Genomic DNA, 20210 nt, shown 5'->3' with positions numbered 1-20210 from the left:
GCCGGGCGGGTGCGGGACGGAGGACGGGCCCCGGCGTACGGCGAGGGCCGCCGGCGGCGTGGAAGTCGGGGGGCGGGGGCTCAGTTCATGTCCATGATCATCAGTAGCACCAGGCCCCCCAGGTGGCCGAGCACCACGAAGATGATCACGAAGAGGAAGACGAACCTCGCCGGGCCGTGCTCGAAGTACTTGCCCTCGCGGAGCTCGGAACGCCCCGCCTGGCGTTCGGCGATCCGCTCCTCGATCGGCTTGCGGTTGAACATGGAGCTCCTCAGGGCCGGTGATGCTTGGTGCCGCAATGCTTTGTACACCAATTACCTTACTATGTCGGTTGGAGGTGCATGTGAGTGATATGACCGAGGCGCTGCGCCTGGAACGGCAGGTGTGCTTCGCCCTCGCGGTGGCCTCGCGCGGCGTCATCGGGGTCTACCGGCCGCTGCTGCAGCCGATGGGGCTGACCCACCCGCAGTATCTCGTGATGCTCGCCCTGTGGGAGCACGACCAGCTCTCTGTGAAGGAGCTGAGCAAGCTACTGAGACTCGACCCCGGTACGCTGTCACCGCTCCTCAAAAGACTTGAGGCGATCGGTTACCTCCGGCGGCGGCGTGACAGCCGGGACGAACGCGTCCTGGCGATCACGCTCACTCCGGAGGGCCGGCAGTTGAGGAGTGAGGCTGAGAGGATCCCGCCGTCCGTCGCCCGGCGACTGGGTATGGACCTGGAGGAGCTGCAGGAGCTCCACCGGGTGCTCACCCGGGTGATCGCCGCCGCGGACGACACGCATCGTTGATGCACAGAAAGGACAGATAAGGCTCATGGCTGGAAGCCACGGAGGAAGCCCCAAGTCTTGGCTTGCGGTGCTCGTTATTTTGGCCGGGTTCACGGTCGGCGGAGTGGGCCTGTGCGCCGGACCCAGCTGGATCATGTTCTGGGTGGGGGTCGGGATCGCCGCCGTCGGCGGGCTGATCGCCCTGATGGTGGACATCTTCTCCGACGTGATCATCGATGCTCCCCGTGAGCCGCTGAACCACGGCGGCTGACTCGGAGGCTCCCGCCCTCCCGGAGCCTTGTTCCCGGGCGGTCTGACGGATCGCCCGGACCCGTCGCCCGCGGCCGGGTCCTCTCACGCCCACTACCGGAATGAGGGAGTGCTCCGCCCTTCAGGTCGGTGGCGAAAGGCGGGCTCGGTCCAACAAACGTAGGGCACTAGGGCGGCGAAAGGGCGGGCATTGCGTTCGATGATGATGGACTCGCCAAGGTAGCGGGCGGTGTTGGCGCGTCCGCCGACGTGTTCACGGATTGCTCGGATTCGCATGCGTACTGTCATGATCAAATGGCACGATGATTACCGTGCAGCTTCGTTTCAACTACCGGCTTTATCCCGACGCTGACCAGCGTGAGGCGCTGGCGCGGGCGTTCGGGTGTGCTCGCGTGGTGTTCAACGACGGGCTGCGCGCACGACAGGACGCTCACCAGGCAGGCATGCCCTACATCTCCGACGCGGACCTTTCCAAGCGGGTCATCACCAAGGCGAAGAAGGCGCCGGAACGCTCCTGGCTAAGCCAGGTCTCTTCCGTGGTGCTGCAGCAGGCGCTGGCGGATCTGAACGCGGCGTATCGGAACTCCTTCGACTCGATCACCGGCAGGCGCAAGGGGGCGAGGGTCGCCCCGCCCCGGTTTCGTTCGAAGAAGAACAACCGGCAGGCGATTCGGTTCACCCGCAATGCCCGGTTCGCCGTCACGGCGGGCGGGAAGCTGCGTCTGCCGAAGATCGGCGACGTGTCGGTGCGCTGGTCGCGGAATCTGCCGTCCGAGCCGTCCTCGGTCACGGTGGTCAAGGACGCGGCCGATCGGTACTTCGCCTCCTTCGTCGTCGAGACGAATGACGAGTCCTTGCCGGGCTCGCTGAACGAGGTCGGGATCGACCTCGGATTGGCATACTTCGCGGTCGGCTCTGACGGCCGGAAGGTCGACAACCCGCGCTTACTGCGCCGGGCGGGCAAGAAGCTCCGCAAGGCGCAGAAGGCATTGAGTCGCACGGAGAAGGGCTCAGCGTCCCCTTCGACGAGGAGACCCTCCTGGACGAGCACGGCGACGAACCCGACGGGGACCGCGACCGCGGCGGCGATCACGGCCGCGGCGACCACGACGGCGGGAACGGCGACGGGCGCGGCCTCACCCCGCCCGGCAGGTCCGGCGAGGTCGTGGAGACCGCCTGACCCGTGGCCCCGCCTCCAGTGTGGCGAAGGGAAACGGCGCGGGAAACGGCGCGGGTGTCAGCCCGGGGTCTCGGTGAGCGGGCGCGGGGACCTTTCCCGCAGTGGTCGTACGGCGGGGGCCGAGGTGCTCGCGCGCAGCACGACGGTTCCGGGGACGCGTTCGACGCGGCTGCGCCCGGCGGTGGCGGGCCGCAGGGCCAGCGCCATGACGCGCCTGCCGATCTCCTCCAGCGGCAGCGCCACGGTGGTCAGCGGCGGCGTCAGGTCGCCGATCACCGGGATGTCGTCGAACCCGGCCAGCGAGACGTCACCTGGCACGGACAGGCCGTGGCCGCGGAAGGCGGCCAGCGCGCCGACCGCCATGATGTCGGTCGAGGCGAAGACGCAGGTGGCGCGCAGGCCGCGGGCGATCAGTTCGGAGGCGGCCCGGTGGCCGCCGTCGCGGCTGAAGGCCCCCTCCACGATCTGGTCCGGGGCGATCCTCACCCCCGCATCGGCGAGCGCCTCCTGGAAGCCGGCGAGGCGGTCCACCACGGTGGTGATGGCCGGCGGTCCGGTGAGCACGGCGAAGTCGCGGTGGCCGAGGCCGAGCAGTGCCCTGGCCAGCGCGGCGGCCCCGGCGCGGTTCTCGGGCAGGACCGAGTCGACGCGGAGGCCGCGGTGGCGGCTGACCGCGGCGATGCGCGTCCCCGCCGCGGCGCACCGGGCCAGCTCCTCGCGCATCGCGCCCTGCCAGGCACGGTCCTCGAACCCCGAGCCGGTCAGCAGGATCGCCCGGACGCGCTGGCCACGCATCATGGAGACATAGGACAGCTCGCGGGCCGGGTCGCGGAAGGTGCTTCCCATGATCACATGGAGGTCGTGCTCCGCGGCGGCGCGCATGACCCCGCCGGAGATCCCCGCGAAGTAGGGGTCGCTGACGTCGTGGCAGATGACGCCCACCGCCTGGCTGGAGGCGCGGGCGAGGGCCTGGGCGTGCGCGTTCGGGGTGTAGGCGAGCCGCTCCGCGGCGGCCAGGACCCGCTCGCGGAGGTCGGCGCGCACGCGGGTGGTGCCGTTCAGCGCGCGGGAGGCGGTGGCGGAAGAGACCCCCGCCTCACGGGCGACGTCGTTGAGGGTCACCTGCGACCATTTGTCCAATTCCTCCCTCGCCTCCTCTTGACCCGTATGTGAGGTGGCCCCTACCGTACACCGGAAAGCGCTTTCTGACAGCGCTTTCCGGTCAACAGAAAGCGCTTGCACGCGGGCCGCGCCCGTACGCGGGCGAAAGGAGGGTGCTCATCATGAGCATGAACCCCGGCGGGTCCGAGGGGCGGCTGCTCACCGTCCTCGAACGGAGCTGGCGGCCGGTCGCGCTGCTCATCGCCTGCTTCGCCGTCTGGTGGGCGATCACCTCCACCCGGCTGGTGCCGCCCTACCTCGTTCCGTCGCCGGGGACGACCCTGGGGGTGATGACGGAGAAGTCGTCGTATCTCTGGCAGCACACCTGGGTGACCACCTACGAGACCGTCCTCGGCTTCGTCATCGCCGTCGTCATCGGCGTCCTGGCGGCCGTGGTGATGGTCTACTCCACGACCGTGGAGAAGACGCTCTACCCCGTCCTGCTCTTCGCGCAGGTCATTCCCAAGATCGCCATCGCCCCGCTGTTCGTGGTCTGGCTCGGGTTCGGGCTGACCCCCAAGGTCGTCGTCGCCGTGCTGATCGCGTTCTTCCCCGTCGTCATCTCCATGGTGACCGGCCTGAAGTCCGTCGACCCCGAGATGCTCCAGCTCGCCGCCACCATGGGCGCGAGCCCGCTCAAGACCTTCGCCAAGATCCGTTTCCCCGCCTCCCTGCCGCACCTGTTCTCCGGCCTGAAGGTGGCCGTCACGCTCGCGGTGACCGGCGCCGTGGTCGGCGAGTTCGTCGGCGCGAACGAGGGGCTGGGCTTCGTGATCCTGCAGGCCAACGGCAACCTCGACACCCCCATGCTGTTCGCGGGGCTGCTGGTGATGTCGCTGATCGGCGTCGTGCTGTTCGTCCTCGTCGAGATCGCCGAGCAGCTGATGCTGCCCTGGCACGCCAGCCGGCGTGGCGAGGCCGCGACCACGACCCTCTGAAGCCTCGAACCGGCCACCGACCCCCCCAAGGAAGGCACCCCCGTGAAATCCCGGATCGCCATCGCCGCCCTGCTGCCGGCCCTCCTCCTCACCGCCTGCGGCGGCGAGAACGGCGGCACGACCACCAGCGCGTCGGGCAAGGAACTCGACCAGGTGACGCTCACGCTCAACTGGTACCCGTACGGCGAGCACGCGCCGTTCTACCTCGGCAAGAAGCAGGCCGTCTTCGAGAAGCACGGCATCGACCTGAAGATCCAGGCCGGCCAGGGCTCGCAGAAGACCATCCAGGCCACCGGGGCGGGGCAGACCGACTTCGGCTGGGCCGACACCCCCGCGCTGCTGGCCTCCGTCTCCCAGGGCGTCCCGGTCAAGAGCCTCGGGGTCTACCTGCAGACCACCCCGGCCTCCGTGCAGTTCTTCGACGAGAAGAACATCACCGAACCCGCCGGCATCAAGGGCAAGAAGATCGCCATCACCGCCGGTGACGCGCTGTCCAGGACGTTCCCGGCCTTCCTCAAGCAGAACGGCCTCGCCGAGAACGACGTGCAGCTGCAGAACACCGACCCGGCGGGGAAGATCGCCGCGGTGATCTCCGGCCAGGCCGACGCCCTGCTCGGCTACGCCTCCGACCAGGGGCCGACGATGCAGGAGAAGGCCGGCAAGAAGGTCTCCTACCTGCGCTTCTCCGAGTTCGGCCTCAACTTCTACAGCAACGGCCTGCTGACCTCCACCAAGAACCTGGAGAGCAGGGCCGACCTGGTCAAGCGCATGGTCGCGGCGACCGGCGAGGCGTGGGCCGCAGCCGAGAAGGACCCGCAGGCGGCGGTGGACGCGATGGACGGCGCCTCCGAGCAGCTCCCCAGCAAGCAGGTGCTGCTCGACCAGTTCAAGACCACCGTCACGCTGCTGCACACCGACGCGACCAAGGGCATGGCCCCGGGCGTCAACACCGCCGCGGACTGGCAGGCGACGATCGACACCTTCGTCAAGGCGGGTGTGATCACCAAGGCCGAGGCGCCGGCCGCCTACTGGGACGAGAGCGTCACCCCGAAGGGGTGAGCGCGCCGCCCCTCGGGCGGCGGGCACGCCGGCTTCCTTCCCGGAACCGGCGAGCCCAGGGCCGGAGAGCCCTCGGGGGCGGGAAAGCCCGGGAGCCGGAAGGCCGGGGAGACCACGTTGGAGGGATGGGGATGAAAGGCAACCTGGAGGCCGAGCGCACGCCCGGTGCCGCGACCGCGGTCGCGGCGGTGGAGCTCGACGCCGTCGCGGTCCGGTTCAGGGCCAAGAAGAAGGAGGTGACCGCGCTGCGCGACGTCTCGCTGAGCGTCGCGCCCGGCGAGTTCGTCTCGATCGTCGGCCCCTCGGGTTGCGGCAAGTCGACCCTGCTGAAGCTGGTCTCCGGCCTGCTGCGGCCGTCGGCGGGCGGCGTGCGCCTCTTCGGGGAGGCGGTCGGCGGCACCAGGCACGACATCGGGTACGTGTTCCAGCGCGCCGCCCTGCTGGAGTGGCGGTCCGCGCGCCGCAACATCCTGCTCCAGGCGGAGATGCGCGGGATGCCGGCCGCCGAGGCGGGCCGGAGGGCGGATGAGCTGATCGAGATGACCGGGCTCACCGGCTTCGAGGACGCTCTGCCGCACGAGCTGTCGGGCGGCATGCAGCAGCGGGTGGCGCTGTGCCGGGCGCTGCTGCACCGCCCGCCGGTCCTGCTGATGGACGAGCCGTTCGGCGCGCTCGACGCGCTCACCCGCGAGCAGATGAACGTCGAGCTGCACCGGATCTGGCGGGAGACCGGCACGACCGTGCTCCTGGTCACCCACTCCATCGCCGAGTCGGTCTACCTCGCCAACCGGGTCCTGGTGATGACCGCGCGGCCGGGAACCGTCGCCGAGATCATCGACGTCGACCTGCCCGGCTCCCGCGACTACGCCGAGACGATGTCGCAGCCCCCGTTCGCCGAGGCCACCGGCCGGATCCGCGATCTGCTCGGCGCCGCCACGGCGACGGACTGACCGGCTGACCGGCTCCGGCGTCCCGTACGGCGGCCCGGCGGAGCCGGGGAGCCGCCCGGCCCCGTTCCCGCGCCGTGTGGCGCCACGCCCGCCGCGCGGCGTCGCCGTACGGGGGTGGGCCCGGTGGTCAGGCGGACGCGCGGAGAGGCCACAGCCTTCCGGCGAGGCCGTGGAGGTCGACGCCGAGGCGGCGCAGGATCGCCGCCGAGGCGCTGGAGCCGTCGGCCAGCAGGCCCCTCACCAGGTCCTCGTCCGTGGCCCCGCCCCCGGTACGGCGGGCGCCGTGGTGCAGGGCGACCTCGATGGCCTTGCGGGCCGCGACGGTGAGCCGGAGGTCGCCGGCCGGACCGGAGAGCGTCACGCGCAGCGGGCGCGTCCGGGGTCGGTGCAGCCGCCACGCGGCCGGGTCGGCGCGGCGGGCCGGGAGCCTGCGGCGGATCTCTTCCAGGTCGATGCCCAGGCCGGCCAGCAGGTCGCGGTCGCCTGGGCGGTCCGCCGGGTTCACCGGCAGCAGCGCGCGGACGGAGTCCGGGGACACCGCGAAGCCGCCCACCGGCCACGCCTCGGCCAGGGCGAGCAGCAGCATGTCGTCGTCGAGGGCGGTGCGGCCGGCGTCGAGCGACAGCAGGCCGGCCCGGACCACCGTCCGCCGGGCCTCGGGGGTGAACCTCTCGAACATCCTCATCTCCCGCCGTCGATGATCCGGTGCGCGTGCTTGCGGTGCGCCGTCTGCCGTTTCACGCCGAGCGCCGCCGCGATGGCCTCCCACGACGCGCCCCGGGTCACCGTACGGCCGCCCTGATCTCCGTACGGGGCCCGGCGGCGACGGGCCGCCGGCGCGGACCGGCCCGGAACGACGGCAGGGGGCGGAGGGCGGGTCAGAGGAGGCCGGCGTCGCGCACCTTCATGGCGACGTGGACCCGGTTGTCGGTCTCCAGCTTGGCGAAGATCCGGGTGATGTTCGCCTTCACGGTCGCGACGCTCATGTGCAGGCGCCCCGCGATCTCGGCGTTCGAGCTGCCCCGGGCCACCTCGACCGCGACCTCGCGCTCGCGTTCGGTGAGCCTGGCCAGCTCCCGCCGAGCCTCCGGGCCCCGAGGCTCGGGACCGCCGGTGGCCGCGGCGATCACCTGCCGCGCGACGCTCGGCGACAGCACCGGCTCGCCCCTCGCCACGGCGCGGACCGCCTCGACCATCTTCGGCGGCGGCGTGTCCTTCAGCAGGAACCCGGCCGCGCCGAGCCGCAGGGCCCGCAGCACCAGGTCGTCGGCGTCGAAGGTGGTGAGCACGAGGATCCGGGGCGCGCCCGGCCGCCTCAGCAGCAGCTCGGTGGTGGTCAGCCCGTCCTGGCCGGGCATCCGGATGTCCATCAGCACCACGTCGGGCCGCAGGTCGCGGATCACCTCCATGGCCTGCCGGCCGTCCCCGGCCTCGCCCGAGATCTCCAGGTCGGGCTCGCCGCCCAGGATGAGGCGCAACCCGGTCCGCACCATCGGGTCGTCGTCCACGATCACCAGCCGAATCACCGGTCAAGCCTCCCACGGCAGCCGGGCGTCGAGGACGAAGCACCCGTCTCGTACGGCGTGGCTGAGGGTGCCGCCGGCCATCCGGGTCCGCTCGGCCAGGCCCACCAGCCCCAGCCGCCCGCCGGGACCGGCGGGCGTTCCCGGCGCCGCCGGGTTGCTCACCCGGATCCGCAGGCCGTCACCGGGGCGTCCGCCGATCTCGGCCCGCACCCGGCTGCCCGGCGCGTGCTTGCGGGCGTTGGTCAGGGCCTCCTGCACGATCCGGTAGGCGTGCCGGCCGGTCTGCGCCGGCAGCGACCCCCGGTCCTCGACGGCGTCGGTCACCTCGATCCGCTGGCCCGCCGCCCGCACCTCGTCGAACAGGTCGCCCAGCCGGTCCAGCCCCGGCTGCGGCGCCTCCGGGGCACCGGAGGCGTCTTCGGACCGAAGGGCGCCGAGTACGGCGCGCAGCTCGTTCAGCGACTGGTGCGCGTTCTCCTGGATCGCCAGCGCCACCTCGCGGCTCTCCCCGGCGGTGAGGTCCGTCCGATACGCCAGGCCGCCCGCGAGCATCGCCAGCAGGGAGATCCGGTGAGCCAGGACGTCGTGCATCTCGTGGGCGATCCTGGCGCGTTCGGCGAGCCTGGCCTGCTCGACCCGCTGCGCCTGCTCGCGTTCGGCGGCCAGCGCCGCCTCCCGCCGCGAGGCGGCCAGGTCGCGCAGCCCGCGCAGGTACAGGCCGAAGACGGTCAGCCCGCCGAGGATCGCGGCGCCGGTCACCGTGGAGACGACCGTCCTCTGGTCGATGCCGTGCCAGGCGGCGTAGGCCGTCAGGCACAGCCAGAAGACGGCCGCGACCGGGACGATCCGGCGCCACCGGCGGTGCGTGCACAGCGACACGTAGGCGACGTAGGCCGGGCCGGTGGCGGTGGCGGAGAAGGCCGTCAGCAGGGCGGTCGCCAGCGCGGTCTGCCACGGCAGGCGGCGCCGCCATCGCAGCAGGACCAGACCGGCCACGCCCAGCCCCGCGTCGACCAGCGCCTCCCCGAGGCGATCGGGCCTCCCGGAGGCGGTCATCACCATGAGGGCGCCGAAGAACAGCATCGGCACCGCGGCGCACAGGTAGCGCAGCGCGGAGTCCCGCCAGGTCAGGGGCGGCTGGTGCTCCGTACGGTCGTCCACGGCCCCACAGCCTATGCACCGTGCGGGCCCGCTCCTCAGCGACCTGGGTCTACATCGGGGTGGCCGAAGGTCCACAATCGCGGCGGCGCCGAATCGCCCCGGGTCCGCCGGCCGTCCACCCCGGTCCGATGACCGCCGGCCCCCCGGCCCGGTGGACTGGTCCCGTGATCGAATTCAACCGCGTCAGCAAGGTTTACAAAGGGGTGAAGGCGCTCGACGACGTGTCCTTCGCCGTCGGCCCGGGAAGCGTCACCGGTTTCCTCGGGCCCAACGGCGCCGGGAAGTCGACGGCCCTGCGCATCCTCCTCGGCCTCTCCCGGGCCACCTCCGGCTCGGCCACCGTGCTCGGCCGGCCGTACGGCGAGCTGGACCGGCCGGCCGCCCGGGTCGGCGCGCTGCTGGACGCCGACGCCCGGCATCCCGGCCGCACCGGCAGGGAGGTCCTCACCCTGACCGCGACGGCGCTCGGCCTGCCGGGGACACGGGTCGAGGAGGTCCTCGACCTGGTCGGGCTGACCGGCCGGGAGAGCCGCCGGACGGTCGGCGGCTACTCGCTGGGCATGCGGCAGCGCCTCGGGCTCGCCGAGGCGCTGCTCGGCGAGCCCGAGGTTCTCGTCCTGGACGAGCCCGCCAACGGCCTCGACCCCCAGGGCATCCGCTGGCTGCGCGGGCTGATCCGCGACCTCGCCGCCTCCGGACGCGCGGTGCTGCTCAGCTCGCACCTGCTGCACGAGGTGGAGCAGGTGGCCGACCACATCGTGATGATCGGCCGGGGCCGGGTCCTCGCCCAGGGCACCGCCGCCGAGCTCGGCCGGGACCGCGGCCTGGAGGAGACCTTCATCGAGCTGACCGCGCACGCCGACCGGGGCGCGGCATGAGCGGCACGGGCGGCACGAGCCGCGCCGAGCGGGTCCTCGCGCCGATCCCGTTCCGCCGCCTGCTGGTGGTGGAGGCCCGCAAGCTCGCCGACACGCGCAGCGGGAAGATCATGACCGCGGTCCTGGCCGCCCTGGTGCTCGCGGGCGTCGCGGGCCGCGGCTTCGTGACGGACCCGAAGCTGCAGACCCTGGCCTTCACCGCCGGGATGCCCATCGCCACCCTGATGCCCGTGCTCGCCATCCTCGCGGTGACCGGCGAGTGGAGCCACCGCACGGCCCTGACCACGTTCACCCTCGAACCCCGGCGCGGCCGGGTGCTGGCGGCCAAGTACGTGCCGGCGGCGGCCGCGGCCCTGGCGGCGTCCCTGCTGTCGGCGCTGGTCGCGGTGCCGGTGACGGCCGCGGTCGCCGCCGTCCGGGGCATCCCGGCCGTCTGGGAGATGAACCCCCTCGCCCTGCTGGGCTGGACCGGGACGAACGTCCTCATGGTCGCCATGGGGCTCGCCCTGGGCACCCTGCTGCTGAACGCGCCCGCCGCGATCGTGGTCTATCTGGTGAACCCGATGCTGTGGAGCGTCGTCGGCAGGCTCGGCGACACCGGCGAGACCCTGGCCGGGTGGCTCGACCTGAACGCCACCGTCGCGCCGCTCGTGACCGGTGACATGACCGGCGGCGCCGCCGCGCGACTGGCGGTGGCGGCCGCCTTCTGGATCGTCGTTCCCATGGCGGCCGGGGCGGTACGGGTGGCCCGCAAGGAGGTCGGCTGACGCCGCGACACGCTACCGGGAGGGCTCAGGAGGTCCCGCTGCGATAGACCTCCCGGGCGAGCCGGGTGATCTGGGACGTCGAGCGCTGCCAGGAGGTTCCGGCGGGGTAGGCGGTGAGCAGGACCATGATCCAGCGTTCCCTCGGGCCGACCAGCCCGGTGGTGTGCAGGACGGGCCGGCCGTAGTCCGGCACGATCCTGGGCGCGGACCCGGGGGCGGCCGGCCCGGCGGCGTCCGCCGGGGCGACCGGCACGGGGACGCCGGAGACGGGCCCGGCCGGGGCGGGGGCGCCGGCCGGCCCGGGAGGCGCCGGGGCCTCCGCTGCGGCCGGGACCGCCGAGGGAACCGGAACCGACTGCGAACCCGGTGAACCCGGCGCTCCCGGTGATCCCGGGGCCGCCGGGGACGACGGCCGGCACCGGACCGGCGGCCTGAGGCCGTACCCCGACCAGCCCTGCTTGACCGCCCACGGCCGGGCGACCCCGCGGGGGATGCCGAAGTACTGGTCGAAGCCGTCGGAGCCGCACTGCCCGGCCCGGCGGAGATGGCCGAGGATCAGGTCGGAGACCCGCGGCTCGGCCCGGTCGAGCAGGTAGCGGTAGACGCGCACCGTGTCCAGCGCGCTCAGCGAGGTGTAGCCCCAGAACCCCGGCTTGTCGGCGGGCGGCGGGGCGGTGTCGGTCAGCCCCAGCCTCCGCGCCGTCCGCTCGATGATCCTCCCCTTGCCGCCCCGGTCCCAGAACGCCGACGCCGCGTCGTCGTCGCTCACCCGCAGCATCACCTTCAGCAGGGCGAGGTCCCGGGCGGGGACCTTCGGGTGCGACTCCAGGTAGTCGATGGCGATCATGATCTTCACCACCGAGGCGGACCGGAACCTCCGGTGCGCGTCGCGGTGGGCGGTGAGCCTGCCGGTCTGCCGGTCGAAGACCGCGTAGCCGGCGGCCACCCCGGCCGGGACGTGCGGCGCGGCCGGAGCCGCCGCGGAGGCGGGGGCGGCGGACGCCAGGAGGGGGAGGGCCGCGGTGAGGAGCGCCAGGGAACGGATCATGCGCAAATGCCTACCAGATCGGCGGACCGCGGTGGGGACGGACGGTTCCGTCGAGGGCGGCCGGGGGAGCGGCGCCGGGGTCCGGTGGCCGGGCCGTACGGTGCCCGTCCGGGACGGGTCCGCCGACGCGCGGGGCCGGCGGGGCCGGTCGGTCCGGGCATGCGTACGGCCCGGCGCGTGGCGCGCCGGGCCGCACGGTGCCGCCGGGGTCAGGCCCGGTTGGCGATGGCGGTGATGAGCGGCTGGACCAGCCGGGCCGCCAGCGGACCGAACGCCGCGAGGATGAGCACGTACGCCGCGGCCAGCGGGCCGAGGTCCGGATGGACCCCCGCCGAGACCGCCAGCCCCGCGATCACGATGTTGAACTCGCCGCGCGGGATGAGCGCGATGCCCGCCCGCGCCCGGCCCGCCCGGGCGATCCCCGCCCGCCGGGCGGCGTAGAAGCCGGTGAGCAGCTTGGTGACCATGCTGACCAGCGCGAGCAGCGCCGCCAGCCCCGCGACCGGACCCATCTTGGTCGGGTCGGTCTGCAGCCCGAAGAAGACGAAGAACACCGCGGCGAACAGGTCGCGCAGCGGGCTCAGCAGCGCCTGGGCGTCGTGGGCCAGCTCCCCGGACAGCGCGATGCCGACCAGGAAGGCGCCGACCGCGGCCGACACCTGAAGCTGCTGCGCCACCCCGGCGACCAGCAGCGCCAGCCCGACGACCTTCAGCATCAGCACCTCGGAGTTGGGGCTGGAGACGAAGGACTCGATGAACCGGCCGAAGCGCAGCGCCACCACCAGCACGACGCTGACCGTGCCCAGCGCGATCGCCACGGTGACCGCGCCGGCGGCGAGGCTCAGCCCGGCCAGCATGGCGGTGAGGACCGGCAGGTAGATCGCCATGGTGAGGTCCTCGAAGACCAGCAGCGACAGCACCACCGGGGTCTCGCGGTTACCGATCCACCCCAGGTCCGACAGGACCTTGGCGGTGATGCCCGAGGAGGTGGCGTACGTCACGCCGGCCATGGCGACCGCCGCGACCGGGCCCCAGCCCAGCAGCAGCGCGCAGATCGCGCCGGGCGCCGCGTTGAGCACCAGGTCGACGAGGCCGGCCGGGGCGTTGCCCTTGAGGCTCGTCAGGAGCTCGTCGGCGTTGTACTCCAGGCCGAGGGTGAGCAGCAGCAGGATGACGCCGAGTTCGGCGCCGACCGAGATGAACTCCTCGCTGGTGGCCAGGGGCAGGATGCCGCCCTGGCCGAACGCCAGTCCAGCGAGGAGGTAGAGCGGGATGGGAGAGATGCCGACGCGCATGGCCAGCGCGCCGAGGACGCCGAGCCCGAGGAGGACGGCACCGAGTTCGAGGAAAAGTATCGCGATGTCGTGCACCCGGTGGCCTATCCGTTGGTGAGGATGTCGGCGACGGCGGAGGTGCTCTCCGGACTGCCCACCACGACGATCACGTCGTCGGCGGCGAGCCCGAAGTCGGGTCCGGGGCTGGCGAACACCTGGCCTCCGCGGACCACGGCCACGATGGAGGCGCCGGTGCGGCTGCGGACCCGCGCGTCCCCCATGGTCCGCCCGGCGTACGGCGTGCCGGCCAGCACCGGGAGCTGGACGCTGACCAGGCCCTCGACCTCCCGGTGCAGGTCGTTGAGGCGCTGCACGATGCGCGGGGCGCCGAGCAGCTCGCAGAGGACGTCGGCCTCCTCGTCGTTGAGTTTCACGGCCTCGCATGCCCGGTCGGGATCGTCGCGGTCGTATATGACCAGGTCGCGGCGGCCCGTCCGGTGGGAGACGACCCCGACCCGGCGCCCCGACCGCGTGGTGAACTCGTGCCGCAAACCGATCCCGGGCAGCGCCGTCTGCTCGACCTCCACCGTTCCCAACCCTTCGTTCGTTCAGGAAAATGTCTGGTTTTTGCAACGAACTTATAGGCTGAGGCGTTCCTGAACCGAACCGGAGGATGCCATCCCGGCCCCCCGGGCAGGCTTTATCCTGCCGCGGTGACCACGCCGCGTCTCCCGTCGCCCGTTCCGCCACCGGCTCGGCCGCCGTCCACGCCGGAGGGAGGACCGTCCGCGTCCGGCAGGTCGGCCTCGCCCGGGGGATGGCCGCCTGCGCCCGGGGCGACACCCACGGCCGGGGGCACGCCCCCACCTGCGGCGACGCCCCCGCTCAAGGGGAGGAACGAGGACCGGCGGGTCCTCGACGACCTCCTGGCGGCGGCGCGGACCGGACGCAGCGGCGCCCTGGTGCTCCAGGGCGACCCGGGCATCGGCAAGAGCGCCCTGCTGGAGTACGCGGCCGCCCGCGCGGAGGGCTTGCGGGTGCTGCGCAGCGCCGGGGTGGAGACCGAGGCCGAGATGCCGTTCGCCGCGCTGCACCAGCTGCTGCGGCCGGAGCTGGCCCGCGTCCGGGCGCTTCCCGGGCCGCAGGCGCTCGCGCTGAACGGCGCGCTCGGCCTGGGCGACGCCGCCGGGGACGACCGCTTCCTCATCGCGCTCGCCACACTGTCCCTGCTGTCGGAGATCGCCGAGGACGGTCCGCTGCTCTGCCTGGTGGACGACGCCCACTGGCTGGACCGGGCGTCGGCGGACGCCCTGCTGTTCGCGGCCAGAAGGCTCGACGCCGAGGGCGTCGCGCTGGTCTTCGCCGCGCGTGACGGGTTCGACGCCCCCGGCCTGGCGGGGCGGCGGCTGGGCCCGCTGGACGCCGGGGCGGCGGCCGAACTGCTGGCCGAACGCGACCCGCACCTGGCCGAGGGGGTCAGGAACCGCGTCCTGGCCGAGAGCCGCGGCAACCCGCTGGCGCTGATCGAGCTGCCGCGCACCGCCGATCCGTTCACCCCGATGCCGCTGCCGCGCAGGATCCAGGAGGCGTACGAGGCCCGCATCGCGGGGCTGCCGGACGGCGCCCGGTCGATGATCCTCCTCGTCGCCGCCGAGGACACCGGTGACCTGGGCACCGTGCTGCGCGCCGCCGGACGGCTCGGGCTGGACGCGGCGGACCTCGGCGTGGCGGAACGCGCCGGGTTCCTCACCGTCGGCGGGGGTGCCGCCGCCTTCGTCCACCCCCTCATGCGGGCCGCCGCCACGCACTCCGCCCCCTTCGACAGGCGGCTCGCCGTACACCGGGCGCTGGCCGACGCGCTGGACGGCGAGGACGACAGGCGGGCCTGGCACCTGGCCGCCGCCGCGTTCGGCCCCGACGAGCAGGCCGCGGCGGCGCTGGAGCGCTCCGCCGGGCGCGCCAGGGAACGGCACGGCCACGCGGCCGCGGCGGCCGCCCTCGAACGCGCCGCCGAGCTCACCGCCGATCCCGGGCCGCTGGCCAGGCGGCTGACCGAGGCGGCCATGGCCGCCGCCGACGCGGGGCTGCCGGAGCGGGCGCAGGCGCTGGCCGAACGGGCCGTCCGCCTCGTCGAGGAGCCGCGCTCCATCGCCAGGCTCGCCGAACTGCGCGCCAGGATCGCCTTCGAACGCGGCTCCGTCCACACCGCGCACGACATCCTGCTCTCCGGAGCCGACCGGGTCGCCGAGCTCGACCCGGTGGCGGCCGGCCTCATGCTCGTCGACGCCGGACGCAACGCCTGGCAGCTCAGCGACCCGCGGCGGGTCGAGGAGGCGGCGGCACGGCTCCGCCGCCTGCGCCTGCGCCCGGAGGACGGCCTGGACGCCGCGGTGGACGCGGTCGAGGCCGCCGCCGTGTCGCTGAACGCCGGCCCGGCCGGGGCGCTGCCGGCCATGCGCCCCCTGGCGCGCGACGCCCGCGGCATCGAACGCGGCTCCTACGGCCTGCGGATCAACGGCGCGTTCGTGGCGGGACTCGTCGGCGAGTTCGAGACGCAGCGGCAGATCTCCGTCGCGCTGGTCGAGGAGTGCAGGACGCTCGGCATGACCGGCCTGCTGCCGATCGCCTACGTCACGCTCGCCGGGGCCGAGCTCTACCTCGGCCGGTTCCGCAGCGCCGCCGCCGACGCCGCTGAGGGGCTGCGCATCGCCGCCGACACCGGCCAGCCGCACCGCACCGGCTACCTGGAGGGCATCCTCGCCTGGATCGCCGCCGTCGAGGGCGACGAGGGCCGCTGCGCCGGGCTGGCCGTCCGCTGCGCCGACCACTTCGCCGCGACCGGGATCGCCAACGGCCTGGCCTGGTCGGAGTGGGCGCTGGCGGCACTCGACCTGAGTCTCGGCCGCCACACGCGGGCGCTGGACCGGCTGGAGGCCGCCCTGACCGGGCCGGTGCGCCACCAGATCCAGGCGGTCTACTTCGCCCCCGACCAGATCGAGGCCGCCGTGCGGGCGGGCCTGCCGGACCGCGCGAAGGAGCCGCTGGAGCGCCTGGCGGAGTGGGTGGACGTCGCGCGGCTCGACTGGGCCGACGCGGTGCTGGCCCGCTGCCGTGCCCTGCTGGAGCCGGACGACGAGATCTTCTCCGCCGCGTTGCGGCCGCACGGCCGTCCGCTGGAGCGGGCCAGGGCCGGGCTCGGCTACGGCGAGTGGCTGCGCCGCGAGCGTCGCAGGCGCGACGCCCGACCCCACCTGCGGGCCGCGCTGGAGACCTTCCAGCGGCTCGGCGCCGGCCCGTGGGCACGGCGGGCCGCCGCCGAGCTGCGCGCCGCGGGTGAGGCCACCGCGGCGCCCGCCGCCTCCGACCGGCTGGCCGCGCTGTCGCCCCAGGAACTGCAGATCGTACGGCTGGCCGTGACGGGCCTGACGAACCGGGAGATCGGCGCCAGGCTCTTCGTCAGCCCCAAGACCGTCAGCCACCACCTCTACCGGGCCTTTCCCAAGCTCGGCGTCTCCTCCCGGGTGGAACTGGCACGTCTCGGCCCGGACCTGGACCCCGACACCGCGACCTAGACGAGTAGGTCCGGGTGCGCGAGGGGTAGCGGCCGCCGCAAGGGGCATGACGCCTCGGTGAGTGAGTCTTCGGAGTCCGGCTACCGTGTTGTTCGGCGCTCTGCTGGCCGGAGGTCAGCTGTTCCACAGCGTGCTGGACTCGATCCTGATGTTCACCGCCCTGATCACCGGCCAGGCTCCGTTCGGCTACCTGGACTGGTTGGCGGCGTTGGGCTGGGCCGTCATGGGCAACCTCGTCGGCGGTGTCGGGCTGGTGACCTTCCTGCGGCTGGCGAGGGTGCCGCACCGCCTCGCCGAGGAACGCGGCCACCACGGCTGACGGCGATCGCCTGAGGCCACTGACCGGACTTCGGACTCACCCGTCCAGCGGCTCCGGCCCCGACTCCGGTCCGGAGCGGCGGCCCGCCGCCGCGCCCCGGCCGCGGCGGCTCAGCCCCGGCGCAGCAGCGGCGCCGCGGCGGACAGGGCCGCCAGCACCGCGCACCCGGCGGCCACCGCGCCGACCTCGGGCCACGGCACGCTGACCGCGACCGGCCCGGCGATCTGCACCAGGGAGCCCCACAGCCCCGCCAGGCCCACCGCGGCGACGGCGGCGGCCAGCACCACGCCGACGGCCACCACCAGCAGCGACTCGCCCATGGCGTACCGCAGCACCTGGCCGCGGGTCGCGCCCAGCAGCCGCAGCGCCGCCCGCTCCGCCGTCCGGTCCGACGCCGCCATCAGCAGGGTGTTGACCAGCGCGATCGCGGTGTAGGCGAGGATGATCCCGAGCACCACCAGCAGCCCGAGACGGCTGGCCGAGCCGTGCCGGTCGCCCGTCGCGCGGGCCCAGGCGTCCCTGGTGAGCACCCGGACGTCGTGCCCGGCCGCGGCGCGCCGCAGCGCGGACCCGGCCGCGTCCGGAGAGGTGCCCGGCCGCAGCCGCACGTACGCGGTGGTCACCGGCGCGGAGAAGGCGTGCGCGGGGGTGACGTAGGAGTCGGCCGGGGATCCGGCGCCGAGCAGCGCGACCACCTTGAGCGACACCTGGCTGCCGTCGGCCCGCCACAGCTTCGCGGTGTCGCCCAGCGCCAGCTCCCAGGTCTCGGAGACCGCGATGGTCCGGTCGTTCAGCGCCGTCAACGACCCCGCGGTCACCGGCGGGGCCAGCACGTTCACCAGTCCCGCCGGGTCCATCGCCTCGGCGGGCCGCCTGATCAGCGCTGTCGCGCCCTCAAGGGTGTAGACGCCGGTCGGCGCCGCGGCGACGACCTCCACGCCGGGCACGTCCCGCAGACGGCCGAGGAGCCGGTCGTCCAGGCCCGCCGCCCCCTCGGGCAGCACCAGGTAGTCGGCCCTGACCGGCGCCGTCCGCATCGCCGCCTTGGCCGCGTCGTTCATCGCGGCCGCGCCGAGCAGCGCGGTGGCCAGCCCGACCGCGACGAGCACGGGCGCCGCGGTCGCCGCGGTCCGCCGGGCGGAGGCGGTGGCCGACGCCGTCACCACGGTGGCGCCCGCGCCGCGGAGCCGGCCCAGCGGCGCGGCGACCAGCCGGGTGACGGGCCGCACGACGGCCGGGGCGAGCAGCCCGGCGGCCGTCACCAGCAGCATCACGACCGGCATGAAGGACTTGTCGTTCGCGGCGCTCAGCGGGTCGCGCACCGCGGTCACCACCATTGAGGCCAGGGCGGCGCCGAGCAGCCCCACCCCGAAGATCCGGCGCCCCCAGGTCATCACGCCGGGCTCGACCACCGCCTCACGCATGGCCTCCGCCGGGTGGACGCGCCCGGCCCGCGCCGCCGCGACGGCCACCCCGGCCAGCGCGACCACCGCGCCGACGCAGAAGGCGGTGACGGACGGCCAGGTGTACGTGCCCGGCACCAGCCATGACGGCGCCATCCCGAGACCCACCAGCCGGTCCAGGATGGGCCCGGCGAGCGCCGGACCGGCCGGCGCGCCCAGCGCGGAGGCGGCCACGGCGACGAGCAACGCCTCGCCGTACACCATGAGGCGCACCTGGCGGCGGGTCGCGCCGAGGGTCCGCAGCAGCGCGAACTCCCGGCGCCGCTGCGCGACCGCGAACGCGAACGTCGAGGACACCACGAAGACCGCGATGAAAACGGCGAACCCGGCGGCGATGCCGACGATCGTGACGGCGTTGTCGCGCGCCCGCGCGTCGTCCTCCCGGCTCGGGTCCGCCAGCGCCCGGTCCTGCCCGGTGAGGAGCCGCGTCCCCGGCGGGAGCGTGCCGCCCGGCGCGCTCCACAGGGCGAGCGCGTCGACGCGCGGCGACAGGGCGGCGGCCCGCCGGTCGGTGAAGAACACGGTGGGCGGGCCGTCCGTCACCCCCACCACGTTGTACGACTCGGCCCCCGCCCGGGTGAGCACGGTCACCGTGTCACCCACACGCGCCCCGGTGCTCACCGCGATCTCCCGCGGGCTCCGCGGCGCCCGCCCTGCGAGAAGCCGCTGCGGCGCCGTACGGCGCGCCGCCCAGGGCCGGCCCGTCACGTCCGGCCCGCCCGCGAGCCGGGCCGGGAAGGCCCGGTCCACGACTGCGCCGGGAGAACGGGCCACCAGCTCCGCGTCCAGACCGGCCTTCTCCACCAGGGGCAGGCTCTGCTCGCCCCGCCAGGTGCGCACGTGCACCCGCCCGTCCGGCACGATCACGAACGGCGCGGCGGCGTAGCGCTGCGGGCCGCGGTCGGGGGAGTCCACGGTGACGGCCAGCAACTGCCCCATCGCGGCGATCAGCGCCGTGCCGAGGGCGAGGGCGAGGAAGGTGCCGAGGAAGGAGACCCGCCGGGTGCGCAGGGTGCTCCACGCGACGCTCAGCACGACTCCTCCAGCAGCAGCATCCGGGCGGAGACGTCCTCGGCCGTCGGGTCGAGCAGCTCACCGCGGATCCGGCCGTCGGCCAGGAACAGCACCCGGTCGGCGTACGCGGCCGCCGCCGGGTCGTGGGTGACCATCACGATCGTCTGCGCGTGCCGGTCCACCAGCGAACGCAGCAGCCGCAGCACGTCCCGGCTGGTGTTGGTGTCCAGCGCGCCGGTCGGCTCGTCGCCGAAGAGGACGGCGGGCCGGGCGGCCAGCGCCCTGGCGATGGCCACGCGCTGCTGCTGGCCGCCCGACAGCTCGGCGGGACGGTGCCCGGCCCGGTCGCCCAGGCCGACGGCCTCCAGGCTCCGCCGTACCAGCTCGCGGTCCACCCGGCGGCCCGCCAGTTTCAGCGGCAGCGCGACGTTCTGCTCCGCGGTGAGCGAGGGCAGCAGGTTGAACGCCTGGAACACGAAGCCGACGCGGTCGCGGCGCAGCAGCGTCAGCTTCCGCTCCGGCAGCCGGGTCAGGTCCCTGCCGTCCAGCATGACCCGGCCCGACGTCGGCTTCTCCAGTCCGGCCGCGCACTGCAGCAGCGTCGACTTGCCCGAGCCGGACGGCCCCATCACGGCGGTGAACGTGCCCTGCGCGAAGGAGACGGTCACGTCGTCCAGGGCGACGACGCCGTGCGCGTGGCGTTTGGTGACCCCCGTCAGCTCGACCGCCGAGCCCAGGGCTTCCATCAGATCTAGCGAGGGGACTGCCGGGTTCACCCGGTGGGAGAATCGCTTCATTGATACGGTTCCTGCGTTCAGAACGGGCAGGGCTTGTCCGTCGCCCACCTCCGCCGAGGAAAGC

Annotated in this window: 19 protein-coding genes and 1 pseudogene; 10 read left to right on the top strand and 10 right to left on the bottom strand. The window is 74.0% G+C overall.

Features of this window, described 5'->3' with window-relative positions; genetic code table 11:
• Positions 1 to 80: 80 nt before the first annotated feature.
• Positions 81 to 263, bottom strand: coding sequence for a hypothetical protein (locus HDA43_RS00360; protein ID WP_179817750.1), 183 nt, complete (start codon positions 261 to 263; stop codon positions 81 to 83).
• An 89-nt stretch (positions 264 to 352) separates the two neighbouring features.
• On the opposite strand from HDA43_RS00360, the gene HDA43_RS00355 reads away from it, so the two are divergent.
• The 3 genes and pseudogenes from HDA43_RS00355 to HDA43_RS00345 all read left to right on the top strand — a co-directional run.
• Positions 353 to 790, top strand: coding sequence for a MarR family winged helix-turn-helix transcriptional regulator (locus HDA43_RS00355; RefSeq protein WP_179822532.1), 438 nt, complete (start codon positions 353 to 355; stop codon positions 788 to 790).
• Positions 791 to 815: 25 nt separating this feature from the next.
• Positions 816 to 1040, top strand: a complete 225-nt coding sequence (locus HDA43_RS00350) for an HGxxPAAW family protein (protein ID WP_179817749.1) — start codon at positions 816 to 818, stop codon at positions 1038 to 1040.
• A gap of 301 nt (positions 1041 to 1341) precedes the next feature.
• Positions 1342 to 1995, top strand: a pseudogene (locus tag HDA43_RS00345) (RNA-guided endonuclease InsQ/TnpB family protein); the annotation flags it as partial.
• A gap of 281 nt (positions 1996 to 2276) precedes the next feature.
• Here HDA43_RS00345 and HDA43_RS00340 read toward each other — a convergent pair.
• A complete protein-coding gene (locus tag HDA43_RS00340) occupies positions 2277 to 3359 on the bottom strand; it encodes a LacI family DNA-binding transcriptional regulator (protein WP_218911534.1) in 1083 nt (360 codons plus the stop codon).
• Between the two features lie 143 nt (positions 3360 to 3502).
• On the opposite strand from HDA43_RS00340, the gene HDA43_RS00335 reads away from it, so the two are divergent.
• The 3 genes from HDA43_RS00335 (at position 3503) to HDA43_RS00325 (ending at position 6327) form a co-directional block, all read left to right on the top strand.
• Positions 3503 to 4318: an ABC transporter permease gene (locus HDA43_RS00335; RefSeq protein ID WP_179817748.1), complete on the top strand. Its 816-nt coding sequence runs from the start codon at positions 3503 to 3505 to the stop codon at positions 4316 to 4318.
• Between the two features lie 42 nt (positions 4319 to 4360).
• Positions 4361 to 5377 (top strand): ABC transporter substrate-binding protein, encoded by a 1017-nt coding sequence (locus HDA43_RS00330; protein ID WP_179817747.1) that lies wholly within the window; start codon positions 4361 to 4363, stop codon positions 5375 to 5377.
• A 131-nt stretch (positions 5378 to 5508) separates the two neighbouring features.
• Positions 5509 to 6327, top strand: a complete 819-nt coding sequence (locus tag HDA43_RS00325) for an ABC transporter ATP-binding protein (RefSeq protein WP_179817746.1) — start codon at positions 5509 to 5511, stop codon at positions 6325 to 6327.
• A gap of 127 nt (positions 6328 to 6454) precedes the next feature.
• On the opposite strand, the gene HDA43_RS00320 is transcribed toward HDA43_RS00325, so the two are convergent.
• From HDA43_RS00320 to HDA43_RS35655, 3 genes are all read right to left on the bottom strand, one after another.
• Entirely contained in the window at positions 6455 to 7006 is a 552-nt protein-coding gene (locus tag HDA43_RS00320; protein ID WP_179817745.1) for a hypothetical protein, read from the bottom strand.
• A 199-nt stretch (positions 7007 to 7205) separates the two neighbouring features.
• A complete protein-coding gene (locus tag HDA43_RS00315; protein ID WP_179817744.1) occupies positions 7206 to 7853 on the bottom strand; it encodes a response regulator transcription factor in 648 nt (215 codons plus the stop codon).
• A gap of 3 nt (positions 7854 to 7856) precedes the next feature.
• On the bottom strand, positions 7857 to 9014 hold the full coding sequence (locus HDA43_RS35655) for a sensor histidine kinase (RefSeq protein WP_179817743.1): 1158 nt from the start codon (positions 9012 to 9014) through the stop codon (positions 7857 to 7859).
• Between the two features lie 164 nt (positions 9015 to 9178).
• Here HDA43_RS35655 and HDA43_RS00305 point away from each other — a divergent pair, with 164 nt between their 5' ends.
• Entirely contained in the window at positions 9179 to 9892 is a 714-nt protein-coding gene (locus tag HDA43_RS00305; protein WP_312872853.1) for an ABC transporter ATP-binding protein, read from the top strand.
• Positions 9889 to 10659, top strand: a complete 771-nt coding sequence (locus tag HDA43_RS00300; protein ID WP_179817741.1) for an ABC transporter permease subunit — start codon at positions 9889 to 9891, stop codon at positions 10657 to 10659. Before HDA43_RS00305 ends, HDA43_RS00300 begins: the two co-directional genes overlap by 4 nt.
• 25 nt (positions 10660 to 10684) lie before the next feature.
• Here the strand turns inward: HDA43_RS00300 and HDA43_RS00295 are convergent, their stop codons facing one another.
• From HDA43_RS00295 to HDA43_RS00285, 3 genes are all read right to left on the bottom strand, one after another.
• The gene (locus HDA43_RS00295; protein WP_179817740.1) at positions 10685 to 11707 is read right to left on the bottom strand and encodes a serine hydrolase; all 1023 of its coding nucleotides are present in this window, start codon (positions 11705 to 11707) and stop codon (positions 10685 to 10687) included.
• Positions 11708 to 11916: 209 nt separating this feature from the next.
• Positions 11917 to 13077 (bottom strand): cation:proton antiporter, encoded by a 1161-nt coding sequence (locus HDA43_RS00290; protein ID WP_179817739.1) that lies wholly within the window; start codon positions 13075 to 13077, stop codon positions 11917 to 11919.
• A gap of 8 nt (positions 13078 to 13085) precedes the next feature.
• Positions 13086 to 13568: a cation:proton antiporter regulatory subunit gene (locus HDA43_RS00285; protein WP_179817738.1), complete on the bottom strand. Its 483-nt coding sequence runs from the start codon at positions 13566 to 13568 to the stop codon at positions 13086 to 13088.
• Between the two features lie 126 nt (positions 13569 to 13694).
• Between HDA43_RS00285 and HDA43_RS00280 the strand changes: the two genes are divergently transcribed.
• Positions 13695 to 16553 carry a helix-turn-helix transcriptional regulator gene (locus HDA43_RS00280; protein WP_179817737.1) on the top strand — a complete coding sequence of 953 codons (2859 nt, stop codon included), beginning with the start codon at positions 13695 to 13697 and terminating at the stop codon, positions 16551 to 16553.
• 85 nt (positions 16554 to 16638) lie between these two features.
• Positions 16639 to 16872, top strand: coding sequence for a formate/nitrite transporter family protein (locus HDA43_RS00275; protein ID WP_218911532.1), 234 nt, complete (start codon positions 16639 to 16641; stop codon positions 16870 to 16872).
• A 110-nt stretch (positions 16873 to 16982) separates the two neighbouring features.
• Here HDA43_RS00275 and HDA43_RS00270 read toward each other — a convergent pair whose 3' ends face one another.
• Positions 16983 to 19370 (bottom strand): ABC transporter permease, encoded by a 2388-nt coding sequence (locus HDA43_RS00270; RefSeq protein ID WP_179817736.1) that lies wholly within the window; start codon positions 19368 to 19370, stop codon positions 16983 to 16985.
• Positions 19364 to 20146, bottom strand: coding sequence for an ABC transporter ATP-binding protein (locus HDA43_RS00265; RefSeq protein ID WP_218911531.1), 783 nt, complete (start codon positions 20144 to 20146; stop codon positions 19364 to 19366). Before HDA43_RS00265 ends, HDA43_RS00270 begins: the two co-directional genes overlap by 7 nt.
• Between the last annotated feature and the right edge of the window lie 64 nt (positions 20147 to 20210).

Source organism: Streptosporangium sandarakinum (assembly GCF_013409935.1).
Classification (GTDB): domain Bacteria; phylum Actinomycetota; class Actinomycetes; order Streptosporangiales; family Streptosporangiaceae; genus Streptosporangium; species Streptosporangium nondiastaticum.
Note: the sequence above shows the minus strand (reverse complement) of the source record. Positions and strands in the feature narration are given on the sequence as shown.

What these genes read in the sequence shown, in the direction of transcription:
- HDA43_RS00350 (WP_179817749.1), top strand. Translation starts at nt 816, where the DNA reads ATGGCTGGAAGCCACGGAGGAAGCCCCAAGTCTTGGCTTGCGGTGCTC.
- HDA43_RS00265 (WP_218911531.1), bottom strand. Translation starts at nt 20,146, where the DNA reads ATGAAGCGATTCTCCCACCGGGTGAACCCGGCAGTCCCCTCGCTAGAT.
- HDA43_RS00360 (WP_179817750.1), bottom strand. Translation starts at nt 263, where the DNA reads ATGTTCAACCGCAAGCCGATCGAGGAGCGGATCGCCGAACGCCAGGCG.
- HDA43_RS00335 (WP_179817748.1), top strand. Translation starts at nt 3,503, where the DNA reads ATGAGCATGAACCCCGGCGGGTCCGAGGGGCGGCTGCTCACCGTCCTC.
- HDA43_RS00295 (WP_179817740.1), bottom strand. Translation starts at nt 11,707, where the DNA reads ATGATCCGTTCCCTGGCGCTCCTCACCGCGGCCCTCCCCCTCCTGGCG.
- HDA43_RS00320 (WP_179817745.1), bottom strand. Translation starts at nt 7,006, where the DNA reads ATGTTCGAGAGGTTCACCCCCGAGGCCCGGCGGACGGTGGTCCGGGCC.
- HDA43_RS00300 (WP_179817741.1), top strand. Translation starts at nt 9,889, where the DNA reads ATGAGCGGCACGGGCGGCACGAGCCGCGCCGAGCGGGTCCTCGCGCCG.
- HDA43_RS00325 (WP_179817746.1), top strand. Translation starts at nt 5,509, where the DNA reads ATGAAAGGCAACCTGGAGGCCGAGCGCACGCCCGGTGCCGCGACCGCG.
- HDA43_RS00355 (WP_179822532.1), top strand. Translation starts at nt 353, where the DNA reads ATGACCGAGGCGCTGCGCCTGGAACGGCAGGTGTGCTTCGCCCTCGCG.